At 64.7% G+C, this 23573-nt stretch carries 26 protein-coding genes; 16 read left to right on the forward strand and 10 right to left on the reverse strand.

Translation table 11 applies throughout. The features are described from left to right. Window positions 1-3 precede the first annotated feature (3 nt). The 4 genes from P3C50_RS14365 to P3C50_RS14380 all read right to left on the reverse strand — a co-directional run bounded on the left by P3C50_RS14365 (window position 4) and on the right by P3C50_RS14380 (window position 2435). A complete protein-coding gene (locus P3C50_RS14365) occupies window positions 4-444 on the reverse strand; it encodes a c-type cytochrome (RefSeq protein ID WP_275546525.1) in 441 nt (146 codons plus the stop codon). Window positions 445-848: 404 nt separating this feature from the next. Beyond that, window positions 849-1085 carry a cytochrome C oxidase subunit IV family protein gene (locus tag P3C50_RS14370; RefSeq protein ID WP_275546526.1) on the reverse strand — a complete coding sequence of 79 codons (237 nt, stop codon included), beginning with the start codon at window positions 1083-1085 and terminating at the stop codon, window positions 849-851. A gap of 5 nt (window positions 1086-1090) precedes the next feature. Beyond that, on the reverse strand, window positions 1091-1672 hold the full coding sequence (locus tag P3C50_RS14375; protein ID WP_275546527.1) for a cytochrome c oxidase subunit 3: 582 nt from the start codon (window positions 1670-1672) through the stop codon (window positions 1091-1093). Next, entirely contained in the window at window positions 1656-2435 is a 780-nt protein-coding gene (locus tag P3C50_RS14380) for a CbbQ/NirQ/NorQ/GpvN family protein (RefSeq protein ID WP_275546528.1), read from the reverse strand. The genes P3C50_RS14375 and P3C50_RS14380 overlap by 17 nt, the downstream gene beginning before the upstream one ends. Before the next feature lie 190 nt (window positions 2436-2625). Between P3C50_RS14380 and P3C50_RS14385 the strand changes: the two genes are divergently transcribed. The 9 genes from P3C50_RS14385 (at window position 2626) to P3C50_RS14425 (ending at window position 12277) form a co-directional block, all read left to right on the forward strand. After that, window positions 2626-2940 (forward strand): c-type cytochrome, encoded by a 315-nt coding sequence (locus P3C50_RS14385; protein ID WP_275546619.1) that lies wholly within the window; start codon window positions 2626-2628, stop codon window positions 2938-2940. A gap of 437 nt (window positions 2941-3377) precedes the next feature. Continuing rightward, a complete protein-coding gene (locus P3C50_RS14390) occupies window positions 3378-5543 on the forward strand; it encodes a transcriptional regulator NosR (RefSeq protein WP_275546529.1) in 2166 nt (721 codons plus the stop codon). Between the two features lie 55 nt (window positions 5544-5598). Further along, on the forward strand, window positions 5599-7503 hold the full coding sequence (gene nosZ / locus P3C50_RS14395; protein WP_275546530.1) for a TAT-dependent nitrous-oxide reductase: 1905 nt from the start codon (window positions 5599-5601) through the stop codon (window positions 7501-7503). A 128-nt stretch (window positions 7504-7631) separates the two neighbouring features. Beyond that, complete coding sequence (locus P3C50_RS14400; RefSeq protein WP_275546531.1) at window positions 7632-8966, forward strand: nitrous oxide reductase family maturation protein NosD; 1335 nt, start codon at window positions 7632-7634, stop codon at window positions 8964-8966. Then, a complete protein-coding gene (locus tag P3C50_RS14405) occupies window positions 8963-9889 on the forward strand; it encodes an ABC transporter ATP-binding protein (protein WP_275546532.1) in 927 nt (308 codons plus the stop codon). The genes P3C50_RS14400 and P3C50_RS14405 overlap by 4 nt, the downstream gene beginning before the upstream one ends. Then, complete coding sequence (locus tag P3C50_RS14410; RefSeq protein WP_275546533.1) at window positions 9886-10710, forward strand: ABC transporter permease; 825 nt, start codon at window positions 9886-9888, stop codon at window positions 10708-10710. The genes P3C50_RS14405 and P3C50_RS14410 overlap by 4 nt, the downstream gene beginning before the upstream one ends. Window positions 10711-10894: 184 nt before the next feature. Further along, complete coding sequence (locus P3C50_RS14415) at window positions 10895-11455, forward strand: nitrous oxide reductase accessory protein NosL (RefSeq protein WP_275546534.1); 561 nt, start codon at window positions 10895-10897, stop codon at window positions 11453-11455. Window positions 11456-11484: 29 nt separating this feature from the next. Further along, on the forward strand, window positions 11485-11667 hold the full coding sequence (tatA, locus tag P3C50_RS14420) for a twin-arginine translocase TatA/TatE family subunit (protein ID WP_275546535.1): 183 nt from the start codon (window positions 11485-11487) through the stop codon (window positions 11665-11667). A gap of 157 nt (window positions 11668-11824) precedes the next feature. After that, window positions 11825-12277, forward strand: a complete 453-nt coding sequence (locus P3C50_RS14425) for an REP-associated tyrosine transposase (protein ID WP_275546536.1) — start codon at window positions 11825-11827, stop codon at window positions 12275-12277. A gap of 331 nt (window positions 12278-12608) precedes the next feature. On the opposite strand, the gene P3C50_RS14430 is transcribed toward P3C50_RS14425, so the two are convergent. Both P3C50_RS14430 and nirK read right to left on the reverse strand, forming a co-directional pair. Further along, window positions 12609-13328 (reverse strand): SUMF1/EgtB/PvdO family nonheme iron enzyme, encoded by a 720-nt coding sequence (locus P3C50_RS14430; protein WP_275546537.1) that lies wholly within the window; start codon window positions 13326-13328, stop codon window positions 12609-12611. Between the two features lie 10 nt (window positions 13329-13338). After that, complete coding sequence (nirK, locus tag P3C50_RS14435) at window positions 13339-14424, reverse strand: copper-containing nitrite reductase (protein WP_275546538.1); 1086 nt, start codon at window positions 14422-14424, stop codon at window positions 13339-13341. A 166-nt stretch (window positions 14425-14590) separates the two neighbouring features. Between nirK and P3C50_RS14440 the strand changes: the two genes are divergently transcribed. The 3 genes from P3C50_RS14440 to P3C50_RS14450 are packed head-to-tail and all read left to right on the forward strand — an operon-like array spanning window position 14591 to window position 16218. Further along, a complete protein-coding gene (locus tag P3C50_RS14440) occupies window positions 14591-15298 on the forward strand; it encodes a Crp/Fnr family transcriptional regulator (protein ID WP_275546539.1) in 708 nt (235 codons plus the stop codon). 16 nt (window positions 15299-15314) lie between these two features. Beyond that, window positions 15315-16025, forward strand: coding sequence for a Crp/Fnr family transcriptional regulator (locus P3C50_RS14445; RefSeq protein WP_275546620.1), 711 nt, complete (start codon window positions 15315-15317; stop codon window positions 16023-16025). Window positions 16026-16029: 4 nt separating this feature from the next. Further along, window positions 16030-16218: a protein DnrP gene (locus P3C50_RS14450; protein WP_275546540.1), complete on the forward strand. Its 189-nt coding sequence runs from the start codon at window positions 16030-16032 to the stop codon at window positions 16216-16218. 10 nt (window positions 16219-16228) lie between these two features. Here the strand turns inward: P3C50_RS14450 and P3C50_RS14455 are convergent, their stop codons facing one another. Further along, window positions 16229-17047, reverse strand: a complete 819-nt coding sequence (locus P3C50_RS14455; protein ID WP_275546541.1) for a helix-turn-helix domain-containing protein — start codon at window positions 17045-17047, stop codon at window positions 16229-16231. A 159-nt stretch (window positions 17048-17206) separates the two neighbouring features. Between P3C50_RS14455 and P3C50_RS14460 the strand changes: the two genes are divergently transcribed. From P3C50_RS14460 to P3C50_RS14470, 3 genes are all read left to right on the forward strand, one after another. Continuing rightward, window positions 17207-18646, forward strand: coding sequence for an alanine/glycine:cation symporter family protein (locus tag P3C50_RS14460; RefSeq protein WP_275546542.1), 1440 nt, complete (start codon window positions 17207-17209; stop codon window positions 18644-18646). Between the two features lie 131 nt (window positions 18647-18777). Next, window positions 18778-19767: an asparaginase gene (locus tag P3C50_RS14465; RefSeq protein ID WP_275546543.1), complete on the forward strand. Its 990-nt coding sequence runs from the start codon at window positions 18778-18780 to the stop codon at window positions 19765-19767. A 27-nt stretch (window positions 19768-19794) separates the two neighbouring features. Further along, a complete protein-coding gene (locus P3C50_RS14470) occupies window positions 19795-20238 on the forward strand; it encodes a GNAT family N-acetyltransferase (RefSeq protein WP_275546544.1) in 444 nt (147 codons plus the stop codon). A gap of 77 nt (window positions 20239-20315) precedes the next feature. Here P3C50_RS14470 and P3C50_RS14475 read toward each other — a convergent pair whose 3' ends face one another. Together P3C50_RS14475 and glsB are read right to left on the reverse strand one after the other, a co-directional pair. Then, entirely contained in the window at window positions 20316-20711 is a 396-nt protein-coding gene (locus tag P3C50_RS14475) for a RidA family protein (RefSeq protein ID WP_013713310.1), read from the reverse strand. Between the two features lie 68 nt (window positions 20712-20779). After that, window positions 20780-21688, reverse strand: coding sequence for a glutaminase B (gene glsB / locus P3C50_RS14480; protein WP_275546545.1), 909 nt, complete (start codon window positions 21686-21688; stop codon window positions 20780-20782). A gap of 142 nt (window positions 21689-21830) precedes the next feature. On the opposite strand from glsB, the gene P3C50_RS14485 reads away from it, so the two are divergent. Next, window positions 21831-22760 carry an AEC family transporter gene (locus tag P3C50_RS14485; RefSeq protein ID WP_275546546.1) on the forward strand — a complete coding sequence of 310 codons (930 nt, stop codon included), beginning with the start codon at window positions 21831-21833 and terminating at the stop codon, window positions 22758-22760. Here P3C50_RS14485 and P3C50_RS14490 read toward each other — a convergent pair. Continuing rightward, window positions 22750-23391 (reverse strand): hypothetical protein, encoded by a 642-nt coding sequence (locus P3C50_RS14490; protein WP_275546547.1) that lies wholly within the window; start codon window positions 23389-23391, stop codon window positions 22750-22752. The two genes, P3C50_RS14485 and P3C50_RS14490, sit on opposite strands and share 11 nt — an antisense overlap. Between the last annotated feature and the right edge of the window lie 182 nt (window positions 23392-23573).

Genomic DNA, 23573 nt, shown 5'->3' on the forward strand with positions numbered 1-23573 from the left:
TTCTCAGCCCTCCCTGTTTGGCGGCCAGTCGTTGGTATCGATCTTCGAGGTCCACTTGAGGAACTCGGCAAGATCGTCCACTTCCCTGTCGCTGAGGTTGAATTGCGGCATCGCGCGGCGGCCGGGAACGCCCAGCGGCTGGGCCGCCATCCAGGCATGCAGGAAGCTGCTGAACTGTTCTTCGCCACCGCGGCGGACGAACACGTTGCCCAGCTCCGGCGCGAAGTAGGCGCCCTCGCCCAGCAGGGTGTGGCAGCCGATGCAGTTGTTCTGCTCCCAGATCAACTTGCCGCGCACCACCGCTTCGTTCATCAGGTGTTCGTTGGTGCGTTCGGGGAAGGTTTGTTCGCTGTGGAAGGTCAGGGCCAGGAATATCAGGATGAAGAACACGCTTCCCCCGAAGTAGATATTTCTGGCCATTCCCTTGGTGAAGGTTTCCGACATGGTCATGTCCTCAAAGGCTTGGCGAGGTCATTTTCGGACGGCACCCCGGGAAAACCGCTTGATGGCGATCAAGAAGGCGCAATCGCAATACTGGGCAGGGAAAGGGCAACTCGGGTTGGCGGCGAATTCCGCGTGGGTGCAGAAAAGATCGCGGACAAGTCCGCTCCCACAGGAAGGGCGCCGCTCGCAGTTCTTTTGTGGGAGCGACGAGGACGCCTAGCCTTGTCCACGAGCGGGCGACACCGCGCTCGGGCTCTTGTGGGAGCGGACTTGTCCGCGAATGGGTAACACAGCGCGGTGCCGTGCTGCATGTGAAAAGCCGCGGACCCGCCCGCGGCCACAGTCAAGAAGCGCGACCCTCTTTTGTGGCGGCGGACGTGTTCGCGAACAGGGCCCCGGCTCGCTCAGGGCGTGCCGAAGTACAGCGCGCTCGCCATGCCCAGCGACCACGCCAGCAACAACGCGCGCCAAAGGCGCGGGCCGTGGCGCAACTCCATGAACCCGTCGACGATCAGCCAGGCCTTGCCCAGCGCTGCCGCCGACAGCGCCAGGGCAGCCCAAGAGGCGACCGGCGCGGTGACCAGCCACAGGCTCAGCAGCGACAGCACTACCAGGCCCAGCCAGCACAGGAAGGCGTTCATCCGGCTTACCTCTGCAGATAGAGCAAGGGGAACAGCAGCACCCAGATCAGATCGACCATGTGCCAGTACAGGACGCACGCCTCCAGTTCGCCGTGCTTGTCGGCCTGCGCGTACACGCCGCGCCGGCAGCGCCAGGCCAGCCAGCCGAACAGCAGCAGGCCGGGCAGCACGTGGAGGAAGTGGAAGCCGCCGAGAATCCAGTACAGGGTGAAGAAGCGGTCGTACTCCAGATCCAGCCCGGCGTCGATCAGGTGCCCGAATTCACGGCCCTTGAGCACCACGTAGACTAAGCCGCTGGCCAGCGCGGCGAGCAGCCAGACGCTGGCCTGGCGACTGTGCCCGGCACGTACCCGGTGCACCGCCAGTGCCGCGAAGAAACCGGCGGTGAGCAGGCTGAGGGTCAGTGCCAGGCCGATGGAGCCGTCGAGCAGCGCCCGGCTGGCGGCGAATTGCGCGCCGGATAGCGCCTGGGTGATGGCGAAGCTGAGGATCAGCAGGGCGAACACCGTCAGCTCGGCGAGGATGAACAGCCACATCGCCAGGTCGCCCGGCAGGCGGGCGACCTGGCGATCAGCCGAAGTGGACATCGACCAGGTCCATCAGCGCGGCGACCGTCTGTGCATCGTCCGACAGCGGTTCGGCCAAACAGGCGCGACACGCCGTGCGGGCGTCCATGCCGTTGTGGATCAGGCGCGCGGCGTAGATCAGCAAGCGGGTCGAGGCGTCCTCCTCCAGGTCGTGCTGCTCGAGGCGGCGAATGTCCTGGCCGAGGGCGACCAGGCGGCGCGCCAGCGACTCGTTGACGTTCGCCTCGCGGGCGACGATCTGGCACTCCTGCTCGACGCCGGGGTAATCGAAGCGCAGCGCCACGAAACGCTGCCGGGTGCTGGGCTTCATGCCCTTGAGAAGATTCTGGTAGCCGGGGTTGTAGGACACCACCAGCATGAAACCGGGCGGCGCCTGAAGGGTCTCGCCGGTGCGCTCCAGGTACAGTTCGCGGCGGTCATCGGCCAGCGGGTGGATGACCACCACGGTGTCCTGGCGCGCCTCGACCACCTCGTCCAGGTAGCAGATGCCGCCCTCGCGCACCGCGCGGGTCAGCGGGCCGTCCTGCCACCAGGTGCCTTCACTGCCGATCAGGTGACGGCCGACCAGATCCGCGGCGCTCAGGTCGTCATGGCAGGCTACGGTGTACAGCGGCAGCTGCAGGCGCTGCGCCATGTGCTGGACGAAGCGTGTCTTGCCACAGCCGGTCGGGCCTTTGAGCAGTACCGGCATGCGCTGCTGCCAGGCCTGCTCGAACAGCAGCTGTTCGTCGCCCTGTACCTGATAGAAGGGGGTGTCGTGCATGACGGTTCCTGTTTCGCTACGGGTTTGGCTGCACGCTAGCGGGGGCGGATGGGCGCTCTCAAGCGCCACGCGCGACAGACTTGATTGCGGTCAAGCGCCGCGGCAAATGCCTCTGTTTATGATCCTTTCCAAACAACGCGCCAGCCGCCAGCTGTATCCGGCAGGCCATATCTACGATGAGGAAATGATCATGAACAAAGCGCTGATTCCGCTGGCGGCCCTGCTGAGTCTGGCGGCCCTGCCGAATGCCCATGCTGCGTCCGGCGAGGAGCTGTTCAAGAGCAAGCCCTGCGGTGCCTGTCACAGTGTGCAGGCCAAGCTGGTCGGTCCGTCCCTGAAGGACGTGGCAGCGAAGAACGCAGGCGTCGACGGCGCGGCGCAAACCCTGGCCGGCCATATCAAGAACGGCAGCAGCGGCGTCTGGGGCGCCATGCCGATGCCACCAAATCCGGTTACCGAGGAGGAAGCCAAGACCCTGGCCGAGTGGGTGCTGACGCTGCAATGACCGGCTGGCCGACTGCGACCAGATCACCCATGAGAGGGCAGGCGTTTGAGGATCGCCTGCCCTTTTTCGTTGGTTTCATCGCCACTGCCCGTGATGTTGCTCATTTAGCTGGCAGGGAGTGCTTTTCATCCCTTGCCCCTCTCCCCCAGCCCCTCTCCCATGAATGGGAGAGGGGAGCCAATCGCGTAGTCCTGAGTGAATGGAGTCGTTTTTGTGGGAGCGGCCTTGGCCGCGAATGATCAGGCAGCGATGCAGGACTTGCGCGATCCGCTCCCTCGCCATCTCCCATCCCGAGTGAATGGTGTCGTTTTGTGGGAGCGGCCTTGGCCGCGAATGACCAGGCACCGACACAGGCCGCTCTTGATCGTAATCAAGGAGATCGGCAAGACGCGCGACCTACCATCCGCCGCAATTGAGCAGTGGATGTAGGTAGCCTGATGAAGCCCCAGCTTTCGGCCGTTGGCGCGTTGCGCGCATGGGGGGCCGGTCTCGTCGTTCTTTTGGCCCTGAGCGCGCTCGCGCTGCCCTTGCAGGCCAGGGAGTACGACGCCGAGCAGCAGCGCATCGAGCAGTTCTTCCCCGACGCTGACAGCCTCTCCGAAGCTGCGGGCAAGTATCAGGTGCGTACGTTGCGCAAGGGCGAGGAAATCCTTGGCTACGCCTTCCAGAGCATTCACGTCACCGACATGCCCGCCTACTCGGGCAAACCGATCAACATGCAGGTGCTGCTCGGTCCGCAGGGCGTGATCCTCGACGCCTACCTGCTCGAACACCACGAGCCGATCGTCCTGATCGGTATTCCCGAGCAGAAGATCCACGACTTCAACGCCCATTACTCCGGAGTCAAGGCCGGTCAGCGCGTGGTGGTCGGGCGCTCCAGCGATCCCGACGCGGTGACCGTGGATGCGGTGACCGGGGCCACCGTGACGGTGATGGTGATCAACGAGATCGTCATGCGCGCCGCCCATGCCGTTGCGGTCGACCTGGGCCTGATCGAGGCCGGCAGCCATGTGCGGCCGAGACCGTCGCGGGTGCGCGAGGATGTCTTCCACGAGGCGGACTGGAGCGAGTTGACCGGCAATGGCGCGATCCGCCGCCTGCACCTGACCCGTGGCCAGGTCGACGACGCCTTCAACGGCACCGAGGCCGAAGGCATCGATGTAGCTGCGCCGGAGCTGCGCGAAGAGACCTTCATTGATCTCTACGTCGCGCCGCTGAACCCGCCGACCGTCGGCCGCAACCTGCTGGGCGAGCGCCAATATGCGGAGCTGATCGGCAGCCTCAAGCCCGGCGAGCAGGCCTTTGCCGTACTGGGCAATGGCGAGTATTCCTTCAAGGGCTCGGGCTATGTGCGCGGCGGCATCTTCGATCGGGTGCAGCTGCGCCAGTTCGGCGATGTCATCAGTTTCCGCGACCTCGACTTCATCCGCCTATCGGACGTGTACGCAGGCGGCATGCCCGAATTCTTCGAGATGGCGATCTTCATCGCCCGCAAGCAGCACACCTTCGACCCCGGTTCGCCGTGGAGCCTGGAGCTGCTGGTGCGGCGCCAGATCGGCCCGGTCGAGGGCATCTTCACCAGCTTCGAGTTGCCCTACCAGATTCCCGAGGACTACATCGAGCGGCCGCAGCCGACCGCTGCGGAGCTGGCGGCGATCGAGGAGGCCAACCGCCCGCTGTGGGTCAACATCTGGTACCAGAAGAGCTTCCAGATCGGCGTGCTGCTGGTGGCCCTCGGGCTGCTCACGGTGATCCTGTTCCTGCAGGACAGCTTCGCCCGCAAGCCGCAGTTCCTGCACTGGTTGCGCCGTGGCTACCTGCTGTTCACCGTGTTGTTCATCGGCTGGTACGCATTGGGTCAGCTGTCGGTGGTCAACGTGCTGACCTTCGTGCACGCGGTGTTCCAGGATTTCCGCTGGGAGCTGTTCCTCACCGACCCGATCATCTTCGTGCTCTGGGTGTTCACTGCCGCCAGCATCCTGCTCTGGGGGCGTGGCGTGTTCTGCGGCTGGCTGTGCCCGTTCGGCGCGCTGCAGGAGCTGCTCAACGAGCTGGCGCGCAAGATCAGGATTCCCCAGTACGAACTGCCCTTCGCCGTGCATGAACGTCTCTGGGCGATCAAGTACATCGTCCTGCTGGTGCTGTTCGGCATCTCCCTCGAATCGATGATGCTGGCCGAGAAGGCCGCCGAGGTAGAGCCGTTCAAGACCGCCATCACCCTGAAGTTCGACCGCCAGTGGTGGTTCGTGCTGTACGCAGTGGTCCTGCTGCTGGTCAACCTGTTCACCCGCAAGGTCTATTGCCGCTACATCTGCCCGCTGGGCGCTGCCCTGGCGATCCCCAGCAAGTTCCGTCTGTTCGACTGGCTCAAGCGCCGCAAGGAGTGCGGCAACCCCTGCCAGCTGTGCGCCAAGGAATGCGAGATCCAGGCCATCCACCCGGACGGTCGCATCAACGGCAACGAGTGCCACTACTGCCTCGACTGCCAGATGACCTACCACAACGACAACAAATGCCCGCCGCTGATCAACAAGCGCAAGAAGCGCGGCAAGAAGGCTGCCGACCCACAACTGATTCCCGCCGTCGAGGTGAGCGATGCGTGACCACGAGCCGAACCGGGCTCGCGGCAGGCGTGTTATTTCCCAACAGGAGCGACCCATGAGCGACAAACAAAGCGATAAGGATGAAAAAACCGGTCTGAGCCGGCGCGGCTTTCTCGGCGCCAGCGCACTTACCAGTGCCGCCGTGGCGGCCAGTGGCCTGGTCGGCGGGGTGATGACCCGCGACAGCTGGGCCGCGGCCGCCAAGGAGGCGCAGCAGAAGATCCATGTCGCCCCCGGCGAGCTGGACGAGTACTACGGCTTCTGGAGTGGTGGCCACCAGGGCGAGGTGCGTGTGCTCGGAATTCCCTCGATGCGTGAGCTGATGCGCATCCCGGTGTTCAACGTCGACTCGGCGACCGGCTGGGGCCTGACCAACGAGAGCCGGCACATCCTCGGCGACAGCGCCAAGTTCCTCAACGGCGACTGCCATCACCCGCATATCTCGATGACCGACGGCAAGTACGACGGCAAGTACCTGTTCATCAACGACAAGGCCAACAGCCGCGTCGCGCGTATCCGCCTGGACATCATGAAGTGCGACAAGATCACCACCATCCCCAACGTCCAGGCCATCCACGGCCTGCGCTTGCAGAAGGTGCCGTACACCAAGTACGTGTTCTGCAACGCCGAGTTCATCATCCCGCATCCCAATGACGGCAAGGTCTTCGACCTCGAGGACGAGAACAGCTTCACCCTGTACAACGCCGTGGATGCCGAAACCATGGAGGTGGCCTTCCAGGTCATCGTCGACGGCAACCTCGACAATACCGACATGGACTACACCGGGCGCTTCACCGCCGCCACCTGCTACAACTCGGAGAAGGCCTTCGACCTCGGCGGCATGATGCGCAACGAGCGCGACTGGGTGGTGGTGTTCGACATCCCGGCCGTGGAGAAGGAGATCAAGGCCGGTCGCTTCATCACCCTCGGCGACTCCAAGGTGCCGGTGGTTGACGGGCGCAAGAAGGACGGCAAGGACAGTGTGGTGACCCGCTACATCCCGGTGCCGAAGAACCCGCACGGCCTGAACACCTCCACCGACGGCAAGTACTTCATTGCCAACGGCAAGCTGTCGCCGACCTGCACCATGATCGACATCGACCTGCTCCCCGACCTCTTCGCCGGCAAGCTCAAGGACCCGCGTGACGTGGTGGTCGGCGAGCCCGAGCTGGGCCTTGGCCCGCTGCACACCACCTTCGACGGCCGCGGCAACGCCTACACCACGCTGTTCATCGACAGCCAGGTGGTCAAGTGGAACATGGAGGAGGCCCGTCGCGCCTACAAGGGCGAGAAGGTCAACTACATCAAGCAGAAGCTTGACGTGCACTACCAGCCCGGTCACCTGCACGCCTCACTGTGCGAAACCAGCGAAGCCGATGGCAAGTGGCTGGTGGCGCTGTCGAAGTTCTCCAAGGACCGCTTCCTGCCCACCGGCCCGCTGCACCCGGAGAATGACCAGTTGATCGACATCTCCGGCGACGTGATGAAGCTGGTGCATGACGGCCCGACCTTCGCCGAACCGCATGACTGCATCATGGCCCGCCGCGACCAGATCAAGACGCGCAAGATCTGGGATCGCAACGACCCCTTCTTCGCCCCGACCGTGGCCATGGCCAAGAAGGACGGCATCAAGCTGGAGGAGGACAACAAGGTCATCCGCGATGGCAACAAGGTGCGCGTGTACATGACCTCCATGGCGCCCGCCTATGGTCTGACCGAATTCAAGGTCAAGCAGGGCAATGAAGTCACCGTGGTGATCACCAACATGGACCAGATCGAGGACGTGTCCCACGGCTTCGTCATGGTCAACCACGGCGTGAGCATGGAGATCAGCCCCAACCAGACCTCGTCGATCACCTTCATCGCCGACAAGCCCGGTCTGCACTGGTACTACTGCAGCTGGTTCTGCCACGCGCTGCACATGGAAATGGTCGGCCGCATGATGGTCGAGCCGGCCTGACGCCGGGGCCGGGAAAGGCTGCCTTCCCCGGCCTCGTTGCGAGGCAGCCAACTGTGGCTGGAATGTGGGAGCGGACTTGTCCGCGAATGCTTGTGGATAAACGTTCGAGTCCGCTCCCATAGAACGCGATGCCCCGTACGAACAGGTGGACGAAGGTAAGTGCAGTGATCCGATATACCAAGTTCCCCGCGACCTGCGCCGTGCTGCTGCTCGCTGCAGGCTCCGCCATGGCGCAGGTGCAGCCTATCTCGACGCTGCCGCTGCAGGCGCAGGGCGAGAACCGCTGGCTGCTACCGGCAGGCGAGTATCCTGGGCAGTTCGTCATCGACCAGCCCATGCAACTGCGTTGTGCGGCCGGCGCCGTGCTGCAGGCTGAGGGGCAAGGCAGTGCGTTGTTGATCGAAGCCAGCGACGTCAGCGTCGAAGGCTGCACCCTCCTCGACTGGGGCCGCGATCTCACCGCCATGGATGCCGGCGTGCATATCGCCCATACCGCCCACGATGTGGTGGTGCGCGACAACCGCCTGAGCGGGCCGGGCTTCGGCCTCTGGGTCGACCGCAGCGAGAACGTCAGCCTGATCGGCAATCGCATCGAGGGCGACCCGAGCATCCGCTCGCAGGATCGTGGCAACGGCATCCATCTGTTCGCCGTACGCGGCGCGCGAGTGATCGACAACCACGTGCGCAACACCCGTGACGGCATCTACATCGACACCTCCCACGGCAACCACCTGGAGGGCAACGTCCTCGAGGACCTGCGCTACGGCGTGCACTACATGTTCGCCAACGACAACCGAGTGATCGGCAACGTCACCCGGCGCACCCGTACCGGCTTCGCGCTGATGCAGAGCCGCAAGCTGACCGTGGTCGGCAACCGCTCCGAGCAGGATCGCAACTACGGCATCCTGATGAACTACATCACCTACTCGACCATCCGCGACAACGTCGTCACCGACGTGCAGCCCGGCGATACCGGTGGTGACAGCATGATCAGCGGCGATGAGGGCAAGGCGCTGTTCATCTACAACTCGCTGTTCAACAGCATCGAGAACAACCACTTCGCCCGCAGCACCCTGGGCATTCACCTCACCGCCGGCTCCGAGGACAACCGCATCGCCGGCAATGCCTTCGTCGACAACCAGCAGCAGGTGAAATACGTCGCCACTCGCACCCAGGAGTGGTCGGTGGACGGCCGCGGCAACTACTGGAGCGACTACCTGGGCTGGGACCGCAACGACGACGGCCTGGGCGACGTCGCCTACGAGCCGAACGACAACGTCGACCGCCTGCTGTGGATGTACCCGCAGGTGCGCCTGCTGATGAACAGCCCGAGCATCGAGGTGTTGCGCTGGGTACAGCGCGCATTCCCGGTGGTCAGGTCGCCGGGCGTGCAGGACAGCCATCCGCTGATGCGCCCGCCCACTGCAACACAGTCGAATACCGGCCTGGAGGCTGCGCCATGAATGCCGTCGATATCCACAGCGTCAGCCAGCGTTACGGGCGCATGACCGTACTGCACGACCTTGACCTCAGCCTTGGCGAAGGCGAGGTCCTTGGGCTGTTCGGCCATAACGGCGCCGGCAAGACCACCAGCATGAAGCTGATCCTCGGTCTGCTGTCACCCAGTGCCGGCCAGGTGCGCGTGCTCGGCCGCGCGCCCGATGATCCACAGGTGCGCCGCCAGCTCGGCTACCTGCCGGAGAACGTCATGTTCTATCCGCAGCTCAGCGGTCGTGAAACCCTGCGTCACTTCGCACGCCTCAAGGGCGCGGCGCTGAGCCAGGTCGACGAACTGCTGGAGCAGGTCGGCCTGATGCCTGCCGCCGAGCGGCGGGTGAAAACCTATTCCAAGGGCATGCGCCAGCGTCTCGGCCTGGCCCAGGCGATACTCGGCGAGCCGCGCCTGCTGCTGCTCGACGAGCCCACGGTGGGCCTCGATCCGATCGCCACCCAAGACCTCTACCAACTGATCGACCGCCTGCGCCAACGCGGCACCGGCATCATCCTCTGCTCCCACGTGTTGCCCGGTGTGGAGGCGCATATCGACCGCGCGGCGATTCTCGCCGGTGGTCGCCTGCAGGCAGTCGGCAGCCTCAGCGAGCTGCGCAACGAAGCCGGCCTGCCGGTGCGCATACGCGGCAGTGGCATCAGCGCCAGCGAACAGTTGCTGCGGCGCTGGGACGCGGCTGGCCACAGCGCGCGCAGCCTGGGTGAACACAGCGTCGAGGTGCAGGCGCTCAATGGCCACAAGCTGCCGCTGCTGCGCCAACTGCTCGATGAAGGTGCTGCGCAGGACATCGAGATTCACCAGCCTTCGCTGGAGGATCTGTATCGCCATTACATGGAGCGTGCCGGCGCTGTGGGCGCACAGGAGGGCAGAGCATGAGCCAGGTGTGGAACATCGCGCGCAAGGAGCTCAGCGACGGCCTGCGCAACCGCTGGTTGCTGGCCATCAGTCTGCTGTTCGCCGCTCTGGCAGTGGGCATCGCCTGGCTCGGCGCGGCAGCTTCCGGGCAGCTGGGTTTCACCTCGATCCCGGCGACCATCGCCAGCCTCGCCAGTCTGGCCACCTTTCTCATGCCGCTGATCGCCTTGCTGCTGGCCTATGACGCCATCGTCGGCGAGGACGAGGCCGGCACGCTGATGCTGTTGCTGACCCACCCTCTGGGGCGTGGGCAGATACTGCTCGGCAAGTTCGTCGGCCACGGCCTGATCCTCGCCCTGGCGGTGCTCATCGGCTTTGGCGGCGCGGCACTGGCCATCGGCCTGCTGGTGGAGGATGTCGAGTTGGCCACACTGGCCTGGGCGTTCGGCCGCTTCATGCTGTCCTCGACGCTGCTCGGCTGGGTGTTCCTGGCGCTGGCCTACGTGCTCAGCGCCAGGGTCAGCGAGAAATCCAGCGCGGCCGGCCTGGCGCTGGGGGTGTGGTTTCTCTTCGTGCTGGTGTTCGACCTGGCGTTGCTGGCGCTGCTGGTGTTCAGCGAAGGCCGGTTCAATCCCGAACTGCTGCCCTGGATACTGTTGCTCAATCCCACCGACATCTACCGCCTGATCAACCTGGCCGGCTTCGACGGCAGCGGCATGGGCGTGCTGACGCTGGGCCGCGACCTGCCGCTGCCCGGCAGTGCGCTGTGGCTGTGCCTGCTGGCCTGGGCCGCAGCCTTGCTGCTACTGGCCTACGTCGTTTTTCGCCGGCGCCCGACCTGATGCACCCGCGCGAGTGTGAGTTTCTGTGGGAGCGGCCTCGGCCGCGAGGCTTTTCTGCCCCCCTATTCGCGGACAAGTCCGCTCCCACAAAGATGAATGCGCGGGCGCCTGTGGGAGCGGACTTGTCCGCGAAATCCCAGCGCCTGCTCGCCCATTTTTCCACTGACTCGAGGAACCTCGCCCCATGAACCATCTGTACCGCACCAGCGCAATAGCGCTGCTCGCCACCGCCCTCGCCTTCGGCCTGGCCGGCTGCGGCGACAAGGAACAGACCACGCAGACACTGGAGTCGGTGGCCTTTCATCCGAGTGACGAATGCCATGTCTGCGGCATGATCATCGCCGACTTCCCCGGGCCCAAAGGTGAGGCGGTGGCCGGTAACGGCGTGAAGAAATTCTGCTCCACCGCCGAGCTGCTCGGCTGGTGGCTGCAGCCGGAGAACCGCGTCAGCGGCGCCCGGCTGTACGTCCACGACATGGGCCGCAGTGTGTGGGAGCACCCGGACGACGAACACCTGATCGATGCCACCAGCGCCTTCTACGTGATCGGCATTTCGCTGAGGAACGCCATGGGCGCGCCGCTGGCCAGCTTCGCCAGCGAGGAGCAGGCGCAGCAGCTGGCGGCCATGCACGGCGGGCGCGTGCTGCGCTTTGACGAAATCGACCAGGCGCTGCTGCAGGAGGCCGCAGGCCAGCAGCATGGTGGCGCCATGCACGGGCATGCACATGGCCATGCCGTTCACTGAGCTGCGATTAACCAGAGGAGATAAGCGCCATGATGGGTTTGAGTGTGTGGAAACTTTTGGTCATCGCACTGCTGGTAGTGATGCTGTTCGGCACCCGCCGCCTGCGCAGCATTGGCTCGGATCTGGGCGGTGCGATCAGCGGCTTTCGCCGCTCGATGCGCGATGATCGAGATCCGGTGACGAGCGACGAAGCGCCGCGTGAGCTGAAGTAGTCGCGGACCCCGTTCGCGGACAAGTCCGCTCCCACAAAGCCCGCTCCCTCCAGTGGTGCTGAGAACCTGTGGGAACGGACTTGTCCGCGAAGCGCTTTGCCGGCATGAAAAGTCTGCTGTGCTATACCAAAGTCTCCGCTTATCAGGAGGCAAAGGAATGCCCGCCCAATCCCACCGCTTGCGCCTTGGCCGCCACTGCCAGCCAGGCCGTCCCTACCTGCTGACCACTACCACTCAACGGCGCCAACCACTGTTTGGCGATTTCGATCTGGCGCGCCTGCTGGTGGCCGAGCTGCGTGCCGCCAGCGAAGAGGGCTGGGTGACGTCGTTGGCTTGGGTGGTGATGCCGGATCACCTGCACTGGCTGGTCGAACTGCACGGCAAGCCGCTGGACAAGCTGATGCGGCGGATCAAGAGCAATAGCGCGCGGCATATCAACCGCAGACGTGGGTGTTCAGGCGTGCTGTGGCAGCAGGGCTTCCACGACCGGGCCATTCGTCGGGAGGAGGACCTTCTGCCCGTTGCGCGTTACATCATCGCCAATCCTTTGCGGGCGGGGTTGGTCGAGCATATTGGCGATTACCCGTTGTGGGATACTTGCTGGTTATGAGGCTTGAGGCTTGAGGCTTTGGCCTGGAAGAGCTTCGCGGACAAGTCCGCTCCCACAGTTTGGAAGCCGGTGTGCCGCTGGTTTGAAGGAAGAGACGCCGTCGCTTTTGTGGGAGCGGACTTGTCCGCGAATGGAGCTGCAACGGTGGATCAGGATGATCAGCGAGTCGTTTGGCGAGATGCCCAGGCGCGCTGCGAAATCAGCAGAAAAGCTTCGCGGACGAGTCCGCTCCCACAGGTTGGGAGCGGGTGTGTCGCTGGTTTGAAGGAAGAGATGCCGTCGCTTTTTTTGTGGGAGCGGACTCGTCCGCGAATAGAGGGTTAAGCAGCGATCACTCCCGCACCAATCGAAACCCCAGGTTGCTCGGCGGCACGCCCACCGAGCAGGCGCCGCTGATCGGGTCACGAACGAAGTCGGAGAGCCCGCTGGGATGTTGCCCGGCAGCGATGCGGATACCGCAGAAGTCGCCCTTGCCGAAGCAGCTGTCGGTCCATTCCCAGACATTGCCGGCCACATCGAGCAGGCCGTTGGCGTTGCTGCCCTGGCTGCCGAAGGCCCGCGGGCGCGGGTCCAGCGGCTTGCGTCGGGACTCGCGGTCGTACTCCGCCAGCCAGCGCTGCGCCGGGTTGCGGGCGTCATCGAAAACCTGTGCCTGAATGTCCTGGAACGCCTCGCCAGCGGCCAGGACCCACTCTGCATATGTCGGCAGACGGTGAATTACGCCCGTGCGCTGCGTCAGCCACTGGGCGTAGGCGCTGGCGTCCATCCAGCTGACGCCCACGGCCGGCAGGTCGGCAGCGCTCGCCTCGCGCAAGTCGCCATCCAGTGGCAGGCAGGCGTTGGCCGCGACGCAGGCCGCGTATTCCGCCTGGCTGACCTGGCGGCGCATGATGGCGAAGCCGTCGCTGTGCTGTTCGAAGGTCGCACCGCTGGCATCGGCGGCCTGGTACCGGGCAGTGCCGGCAGCGATCCGTACCCAGTCGTTTTCGTCGATGCCGCTCGTCTGCATACATCCGCCGAGCAGCATCGCACCCACCAGCAGTGCTCTCATCGCCATGCCCTTACTTCGCAGTGATCGGGCCGGGGGCCTTGATCTGCTTCATCAGGTCATCGTTCCACTCGCCTTCCACCTTGACGTGGCCGGCAGCGCCCAGCTCCATCGCCTCGATCAGGTTGTGGTTGACGTAGGCGTACACGCCCGGCTGCTTGAAGGTGTACAGCGCCGCACCGGCCGAGCCGCCGCGGATGAACCAGGTTTCCAGGTTCTTCTCCGGCGGGTTGTCGAACTTGCCGGTTTCCCAGACCCAGTCGCCGTGGCCACCGATCAGGTGCGGGCGGGTGTCGCGGTTGGCCTGCGAATGGATGAACAGCACGGTCTCGCCGACCTTGGCGGTCAGGGCGCCGTCGCCAGTCAGTGCACCGACCTTGCCGTTGAACACCACGTGGGTCGGGATCAGGGTGCGCATCGCTTCGCGCGAGTCCTGGAAGCTGGAGCCGAGGTCGGGGTAGTCCTTGTACTTGCCGTCCTTGTCCTTGGGTATGTACAGGTCGAATTCGCCGATGGTGTAGGCGCGGTCGTAGTGCAGCGGCTTGCCCTCCGGGTCCTTGAGGCCATCGCGCGGCAACACCATGAGGGTGCCACTCATGCCGGCGAGCACATGCCAGGCGACCATGCCTTCCGGCGCGCAGTGGTAGACGAAGGTGCCGCTGCGGTCGGCCTTGAAGCGCAGCACCACTTCTTCGCCCGGTGCCACCTGGGTCAGCTTGGCGCCGCCCAGCGCGCCAGTGGCGGCATGGAAGTCGATGTTGTGCGGCATGGCGTTGCTGGCCGGGTTGACCAGGGTGAGCTCCACGTAGTCGCCCTCGTGCACGACCATGGTCGGGCCGGGCATGGAGCCGTCGAAGGTCATGGCCTGCAGGGTGGTGCCCTGACCGTCGATGACCATCTTCTTCTCCTCGATGGTCATGCGGAACTGCACCACCTTCGGCTTGGCGCTGGTGGCCTGCTCATGCGCATGCACTTGTGGCGGCGCGACCAGGTCGACCTTGACCCGCTCCAGGCCAGCGGTGGAGTCGGCCAGCAACGAGGTGCTGGTGAAGCTCAGGGCGATGGCGCTGGCGATCAGTAGCGGTTTGAAGCCTTTCATGCTGTGTCCCCTTTTATGGTTGGCTGGAACCATTTCAGGGCAAGCGATCTTCGCCTTCTTTGTCCTGGAACAAAGAAGTGGTGGGTAGCGACAACATACCGCAGCGGCTGACGCAGGCGACGCGCTACGATCAGCACATCCGCCGCATTACCCGAATTGATGCCTTATGCCACCCGAACTCGAGCTGATAGCACGCCTGCCGCTGTTCTCGCCCTTGAGCGATGACGAGCTCGAGCACGTCGTGGCGCATGCTCAGCGGTGCGATGTCCTCAAGGGGGATTTCGTGTTCCGGCAGGGCGAGCCCGCCCGGCATTTCTTCTTTTTGCTCGGCGGCCACTTGCAGATTTCCCAGCTGACCCCGGCCGGCGAGCGTGTGGTGGTGCGCTACGTCTGTGCCGGCGAGTTGTTCGGCCTTGCCCGCGCCATGGCGCTGAGCCATTTTCCGGCATCCGCCGTCGCGGTGGAGAACAGCAGCGTGCTGCGCTGGCCATCGGCGCAGTGGGAGTCGCTCAGCCGGGTTTGCCCGCACTTGGGCGAGCATGTGGTGCGCGCGCTCGGGCAGCGTCTGCAGGACGCGCACCAGCGTATCCGCGAGCTGTCCACTGAGCGCGTCGAACAGCGCCTGGCGCACGCCCTGCTGCGCCTGGCCCAGCATTCCGGGCGCCGCACCGGCAACGGCGTCAGCATCGATTTTCCCCTGTCGCGTCAGAACCTCGCGGAAATGACCGGCACCACCCTGCACACCGTCAGCCGTCTGCTCAGTGCCTGGAAGGAGCGCGGACTGCTGGAGCTGGGGCGCCAGCACGTGGTGCTCCTCGATTTGGACGGCATCGCCCGTTATGCCGAACCCCCGGAGACCGAGCATGTTCAGTAACACCATTGCGACCCGAATGATCGCCTCGTCGGGCAGCCAGGAATCGTCCCGGGTGCAGCATCGCGTTCATCACCAGATCCTGCGCAGCCATCACCTGTTCGAGCCGATGGCCGACGAACAGCTGGACGAACTGCTGGCCGACAGCCAACTGCTCAACCTCGATAAGGGCGACATCCTGTTCATGCAGGGTGAGCCGGCGCACGCGTTCTTCTTCGTGATATCCGGGGCGGTGAAAATCTACCGCCTGACGCCGGACGGTCAGGAAAAGGTGTTCGAGGTGATCGGCGAGCGCAACACCTTCGCCGAGGCGATGATGCTGATGGACACCCCCGACTACGTCGCGTCGGCCCAGGCGCTCGGCCCAACGCAGCTGTACCGCTTTTCCAACGCCACCTACATGCGCCTGCTGCAGAGCAACTCGCGGCTGACCTTCGCATTGCTCGGCAAGCTGTGTATCCGCCTGCACCAGCGCATCAACGAGATCGAAACGCTGTCGCTGAAGAACGCCACGCACCGCGTGGTGCGTTATCTGCTCACGCAGTTGGCGCGCGGCGACGGCGACGAGGTGGAGCTGCCGATGGCCCGACAACTGATCGCCGGGCACCTGTCGATTCAGCCGGAGACCTTCTCGCGAATCATTCGCCGCCTGGTCGACGAGCAGATCATCACCCAGCAGGCGCGGGTCATCCGCATTCTCGACCGCCAGCGCCTGGAACAGTTCGAGTAGCGCCATGAGCAGCCGTATCTGTCTCTATTGTCAGCGCGCCCAGCCCGATTCGGCGCAGAACTGCGGCGATTGCGGCATGCCGCTGCCCACGGATCGGCCACAGCAGCGTCGCCAGCGGCGCTTTTTGTGGTTCTGCATCGGCCTGACGCTGTTCTGCGTGGCGATGATGCTGTGGTTGCCGCGTAGCCTGTGAGCGGGGCGCCTCACTCCATCTCGAACAGCCCATCGCGTAGTTGCGCGCTACCCAGGCGCTGGCGCACGTCTTCGTCGATCCGTGGATCGTCCGGTGCGTAGAGCATCAACTGGCGGTAGGCGTTGACCCGGTTGATCTCGTTGCCCAGGTACTGCCAGACCACGCGGGTGCAGGCCGGGGTACGGCGGTCGCCGCTGGAGACGCCGGTCTTGATGCCGTTGAGGCGGGTGATGCGGCTCTTGAAGCTGGGGATGAGGATGGTCTGGCTGATTTCGTTGCCGGTCAGCGATTCGTAGTCCACCAGAAACAGGCGGTCCTGCAGGAAGAACGCCGTGCCCAGGTAGCGACAGCGTACCCAGTCCTCGGTGCCGCCGCGTGTGTGTTCCTGACGCTCCTGACGTTCCTGGCGCTCGAACAGGTAGTTGCCGCGCTCTTCGCGCAGGTGCACCAGTGACAGCAGCACCTGGCCCGGAACCGACATGCAGTTCGAGTATTCGAAGTAGTAGCCGCAGTAACGGCTCATCGGGCTGGCCTGCTGGCGCAGCGGGTCGAACAGTTCCAGCAGTGGATCGTTGCCGCCCTGCACCTGCGTATCGCCGCTGCGGGCGCCGATCAGCCGGGCGAACTGCTCGTTCGGCATGCTCAGCTCGAAGGGTTCGATGCCGAAGAAATCGCAGATGCGCTTGAGGTTGTGTGCGGTGGGTTTGCTCTGCCCCGCCAGGTAGCGATTGAACTGCGCGCGGTTGATCGAGAGCTTGCGGCAGACCTCGGCGATGGAGCGGTAGTGGCTGCACAGCAGTTTGAGGTTGCTGCCGAGGGAATCGGACATATAGACGTACTGGATGATGCGGGTGACGCGATTCTAGCATCAACTCGCATCATTTTGCCGCGACCTGCGAAATTGCTCGATGAGGCCTCTATCACGAAACATGCCGCCATCCGCCCGGAGAGGCGTATCCCCCATTCAGAACAACAAGAGAAAGCCTCCATGCTCGATCTTCTCAATGACCTCATCTGGAGCAAGCTGCTGATCGTGATGCTGATCGGTCTCGGCCTGTTCTTCACCATCTCCTCACGTTTCGTCCAGTTCCGTTACTTCAGCAGCATGTTTCGCATCTTCGCCGAGGCCTTCCAGCGCCAGCCGGGCCAGCTCAGCTCGTTCCAGGCCCTGATGCTCTCGGTGGCCGGCCGCGTCGGCGCCGGCAATATCGCCGGGGTATCCGTGGCGATCATGCTCGGTGGCCCGGGCGCCATCTTCTGGATGTGGATCGTGGCCCTGGTCGGCATGGCCACCAGCTACTTCGAGTGCTCCCTGGCCCAGCTGTACAAGCGTCGCGAAGCCGATGGCGGCTACCGCGGTGGCCCGGCGTTCTACATCCAGCACGGCCTCGGTCAGCGCTGGCTGGGCATCGTCGTGTCGATCCTGCTGCTGGTGACCTTCGGCTTCGGCTTCAACGCCGTGCAGTCCTTCACCGTCGCCAGCTCGCTGCATGACACCTTCGGCGTTCCGACCCTGGCCAGCGGCATCGCCCTGACCGTGGTGATCGGCCTGATCATCTTCGGTGGCATCAAGCGCATCGCGCAGTTCGCCGACGTGCTGGTGCCGGTCATGGCGTTCTCCTACATCGCCATGGCAGTGCTGGTGATCGGCATGAACATCGGCGAGGTGCCGGCCACCTTCGCCCTGATCTTCAACAGCGCCTTCGGCCTCGAGCCGGCCTTCGCCGGTGGTATCGGCGCAGCCATCATCATGGGCGTCAAGCGCGGCCTGTTCTCCAACGAGGCCGGCCTGGGCAGCGCGCCGAACGTGGCCGCCGTCGCCGAGGTCAAGCACCCGGCCGCGCAGGGCATCGTGCAGTCGCTCAGCGTATTCATCGACACCCTGATCCTGTGCAGCTGCACTGCGCTGATCATTCTGCTCTCGGGCGTCTACCAGCCAGGCATGGAGCAGGCCGGTGTGGTCCTGACCCAGAGCGCCGTCGCGGCCGTGGTCGGCGAGTGGGGCCGGGTATTCATCAGCCTGGCGCTGCTGCTGTTCGTCTTCACCACCCTGATCTACAACTACTACCTCGGCGAGAACGCCCTGGGCTTCTTCAGCCAGAAGCGCGGCCCGGTGATGGTTTACCGTGTGCTGGTGATCGGCCTGGTGCTGTGGGGTTCGGTGCAGGACCTGGGCACCGTGTTCGCTTTCGCCGACGTGACCATGGGTCTGCTGGCGATCTGCAACCTGATCGCCCTGGCGCTGCTGTTCAAGGTAGGCCTGCGGGTGATGCGCGACTACGATAGCCAGGTCAAGGCAGGCGTGAAGTCGCCGGTGTTCGATGCCAAGCAGTTCGCCGATCTGGACCTCGACCCTGCCGTGTGGGACAACCAGTCGAGCAATGCCGCCGACCCGGCGCAGGTCGGTGATCGCGCCTACCAGCGCTGATCTGACTCAGACGGAAAAAAGGGGGCAAGGCCCCCTTTTTCTTGGCCTGCCGAACTCTGGCAGCCATTCTTCGGGCAGTCGTGAGCGATGTTGTGAACGTTGCGTTTGCCCGTGATTTGCGAGGAGAGCCCATGGCGACCCCAGAAAAACTCCTGGTGCTGTACACAGGCGGCACCATCGGTATGCAGATGAGCGCAGACGGCCTGGCGCCGGCCTCGGGTTTCGAGGCGCGCATGCGTACCCAGCAAGCCAGCGAGAACACCAGCGAACTGCCGCAGTGGAGCTTTCGCGAGCTGCTGCCGCTGATCGACAGCGCCAACATGAACCCCGGTCACTGGCTGGCGTTGCGTGACGAGATCGTCACGGCCGTGGAGACGCATGGCCATGACGCCGTGCTGGTGCTGCATGGCACCGATACGCTGGCCTACAGCGCTGCGGCGCTGAGCTTTTTGCTGCTCGGCCTCGACGTGCCGGTGGTGCTGACCGGTGCCATGCAGCCGGCCGGTGTGGACGGCGGCGATGCCTGGCCCAACCTGTTCGGCGCCATGCGTGCGCTGCACCGCGGCGTGACGCCGGGCGTGCACCTGTACTTCAACGGTCAGCTGCTGCACGGCGCGCGCTGTTCGAAGCTGCGCAGCGATGCCTTCGATGCCTTCCAGGTGCTGCCGCGTCAGCGTCAGGCCGAGCATGTCGCGATCAGCGCCCTTATCGACTACCGTCAGGCGCGCGAGCGGGTGAACCTGGCCGTACTTCCGCTGCATCCGGCCGTGCAGGCGGGTCACCTCAGCGCCCTGCTCGACAGTGGCGTGAAGGGCGTGCTGCTGGAGTGCTACGGCAGCGGTACCGGCCCGGCCGGTGATGCCGAGCTGATGGCGGTGCTGCTCGATGCCCATGCGCGCGGCGTGGTGCTGGCGGCGATCAGCCAGTGCGCGCAGGGGCATGTGCAGTTCGGCGTGTACGCCGCCGGCAGTCGTCTTGCCGAGGCCGGGTTAGTGTCCTGCGGCGGTATGACCCGTGAGGCCGCGCTGGGCAAGCTGTTCGCCCTGCTCGGCGCCGGATTGACGCAGACCGAGGTGGAGCACTGGCTGGCGCGCGATCTCTGTGGTGAGATGAGCGACTGATCCACCTGCCCAAACAGAGGAAGGACGATGAGTATCGAAATTCGCCCTGTAGTCGCTGCCGATCACCCCGCCTGGTTGCCCTTGTGGCAGGGCTACCAGCGCTTCTACATGACCGATATCCCGGCCGAGACCGGCGCCGTCACCTGGCAGCGCTTTCTCGACCCCGCCGAGCCCATGGGCGCCGCGCTGGCCTGGCGCGGTGATCAGGCCGTCGGCCTAGTGCACTGGGTCATCCACCGCTCGACCTGGACCACCGGCGATTACTGCTACCTGCAGGACCTGTTCGTCGCCAAGGGCGAGCGCAGCGGCGGCGTCGGTCGTCAGCTGATCCAGCATGTCTACGAGCAGGCACGTGCCGCAGGCTGTTCACGGGTGCACTGGCTGACGCACGAGAGCAACAGCCAGGCCAAGCTGCTGTACGAGCGCATCGGCGAGCGCTCGGGTTTCGTGCAGTACCGCAAGCTGCTGTAGCGCGATGTACCCGCTGCCGTAGCCCGCATTCATCCATAGCGGCGTTCCTTCCCGGATTTCATCCGGGCTGCGCCGCCTCAAGGACGTCGCGCGATGAAATCGATCTCCACCAATGCGTGGCGGGCCAGCCCCGTGGTGCCGATACAGGTGCGCGCCGGGCGCTTGCCTTCGGGGAAGTAGCTGGCGTACACCGCGTTGAAGCGAGCGTAGTCGCCATAGAAATCGGTGAGGAAGGCACGCGCCGACACCACGTTTTCCAGGCCCAGGCCGAGCCCTTCGAGGACCACCAGCAGGTTGTCGAAGGTCTTGTGCGTCTGCGCCTCGATGCCTTCCGGCAGTGGCGCCGCTTCGTTGCCCGGATCGATCGGCAACTGGCCGGTGATGAACACCCAGCCATCGGCTTCGCAAGCATGGGAGAACGGCGCGACCGGCGCGGGCGCAGCGGCGAACATGTGGTATTCGGGCATCGACATGGGCACTCCTGGTCTTCGAAACGGTGGCCGCATGACGGTGCGGCCTGTTGCGACCATAGCCTATCGAATCAGAACACCGACCAGCCGATGCGTTCGCTGAGCAGCTCTAGAGCTTTCATGCCGGCCAGCGAATTGCCGGCCGCGTTGAGCTCGGGCGACCACACGCAGACGCTGAAGCGCCCCGGCACCACAGCGACGATGCCACCGCCGACGCCGCTCTTGCCAGGCAGGCCGACGCGATAGGCGAAGTTGCCGGCCTCGTCGTACAGCCCGCTGGTGGCCATGATGGCGTTGATCTGCTTACTCTGCCGGGGCGACAGCACCTGCTCGCCGCTGTGCTTGCAGAAGCCCTGGTTGGCCAGGAAGCCGAAGGCGCGCGCCAGATCGACGCAGCTCATGCGCAGCGCGCAGCAACTGAAGTAGCTGCGCAGCACGGCCTCGACGTCGTTGTGAAAGTTGCCGAACGACTGCATCAGATACGCCGCCGCGGCATTGCGCGCGCGGTGCTGGTATTCGGACTCGGCGACATGGTTGTCCACCGTCACCTCGGGGTTGCCCGACAGACGCCGGACGAAGTCGCGCATCGACAGCGCCGGCGCGGCGTAGCGCGACTGATTGATGTCGCAGATCACCAGCGCGCCGGCGTTGATGAACGGATTGCGCGGCTTGCCGCGCTCGAACTCGAGCTGCACCAGCGAGTTGAACGGCTGCCCGGACGGCTCGTGGCCCAGGCGCTGCCAGATGCCTTCGCCGCTGTGGCCGATGGCCTGCACCAGGCTGAACACCTTGGAAATGCTCTGGATGGAAAAGGGCAACTGCGCATCGCCGGCGACATGCAACTGACCATCGTTGCCATACACGGCGATGCCCAACTGATCGGGCGCCACGCCGGCCAGCGCCGGGATGTAATCGGCCACCTTGCCCTGGCCGATCAGCGGGCGGACTTCATCGAGAATTTCGTTCAACAGCGCTTGCATGTTCGGGCTCGCGAGTAGGCCGGGGAGCGTCCCGGCAGGTCAGTGCTAGACGCCAGCGGACGTCATCGAATCACAGGCAATGGCTTGCCCTGGACCGCTAGCGCCCCTAGGCTCGGTCCTCCCCTGTCGCTGGCGTAGTTCGATGTCCACCGTTCTCAATGTGCTGCTGCCGATCTTCGGTCTGATTCTGGTCGGGTTCATCTGCCGGCGCACCAATCGCCTGGGGCCGACCGCCGCTTCGGAGATGAACCGCTTCGTGGTCTGGCTCGGCCTGCCGGCGTTGCTCTTCAGCCTCACCGCCAAGGCCGACTGGGCGCAGATCTGGCAGCCCGGCTTCCTGCTCGCCTTCACCGGCGGCATGCTCGCGGTATTTCTCGCCACCCTGGCGTATCGCTGGAAAACCACCGGCAGCCTGGTCGACGCCAGCATCGACGGGCTCAGCGCCGGCTACGCCAATACCGGCTACATCGGCATTCCGCTGTGCGTGCTGGTGCTCGGTGATGACGGTATGGCGCCGGCACTGATCGCCTCGCTGATGGTGGTCTGCGTATTGTTCGGCCTGGCGGTGGTGTGCATCGAGGTGGGCCTGCAGAGCGACAAGGGCCTGGGCGGCGCCATCGTGCAGGTGGTCTCGGCGCTGCTGAAGAATCCGCTGGTGGTGGCACCGCTGCTCGGTGCGGCCTGGGCGCTGGGTGGTGTGCAACTGCCGGTAGCGCTGGACGAATTCCTGCGCCTGCTCGGTGCCGCCACCGTGCCCTGTGCGCTGGTCTCGCTGGGGTTGTTCCTGGCGCAGCGGCAGAGCGGGTCGAGTGAAGGTGCCTGGCCGCTGGTGGCGTTGAAGCTGGTGTTGCAGCCGCTGGTAACCTGGTTCATCGCCTTCGTGCTGCTCGACCTGCCGCCGTTCTGGGCGCACGCCGCGTTGCTGTTAAGCGCGCTGCCCACCGGCACCGGACCGTTCATGCTCGCCGAGTATTACCAGCGTCAGGCGGCGCTGGTGTCGCGGGCGATCCTGTTCTCCACCCTCGGCTCGCTGCTGACTCTGTCGCTGATCCTGCTGGCGATCAGCCCTTGAGCTGCAACTCCACGCCCAGCTGCTGCGACAGGCAGGGCCAGCGCCGCCAGGCCAATGTGGTGCTCGGCGCCGCCAGGCGCTCGCGGTAGGCCTGCACTGAGGGCTGGTCGAAGCTGGCGCCATCGAGCATGCCGGCCAGAGCGTGATGCACGGCTTCATCGAGCTGGTTGGCGAAGGGCTCGCCGATCAACTGATGCGCGATCAGATTGGCACGCGTGGTGTCCAGCGGGATCAGTGGCTGGCCGAAGTGGGCGATGTAGCGGTCGTTGACCTCCTCCACCAGGCGATGGGCCAGATAGGCCTCGTCGAGCAGGCCTTCCAGCCCTTCGTGGCCGTCCATCAAGGCCGGTGGTTGCAGGAAGAAATGCTCGGCGATCTTCAGCACGGGCTTCACCGCGGACTCGATTCCGGCTTCGCGCGCCACCTCGGCGGCGGCATCCAGCACGTCCGGTACCTCCTCGATATAGGCGATGATGAAGGCAGCCAGCGCGCCCTGCGCGTCGCCCTCGGGCAGGCGAATGGACGGATGCAGGCGATCCAGCTGAGCCTGGAGAAAATGGGCGAGCGCCTGGCTGCCGCTTTCCTGCTGACGAGCATGGGCGATCAATTGACGAAGGGCGGCGGTGTTCATGACTGCTCCTACATATCAGGACATGGACGTGAACCTTAGCCGGCTCCTGCGGTCGGCTAAGACACGATTGTCATAACTTTTTCATACTTATGCGAGTCCGCTATATCCACCTGTATCAGAACGGCTACAGCCCGCAGCAGCCGCGGCGTTTAGGACAAGGGCTGTGTGGCTTCGGCCATTTT

It is taken from the genome of Pseudomonas sp. Marseille-Q0931 (assembly GCF_940789645.1).
Taxonomy (GTDB): Bacteria; Pseudomonadota; Gammaproteobacteria; order Pseudomonadales; family Pseudomonadaceae; genus Aquipseudomonas.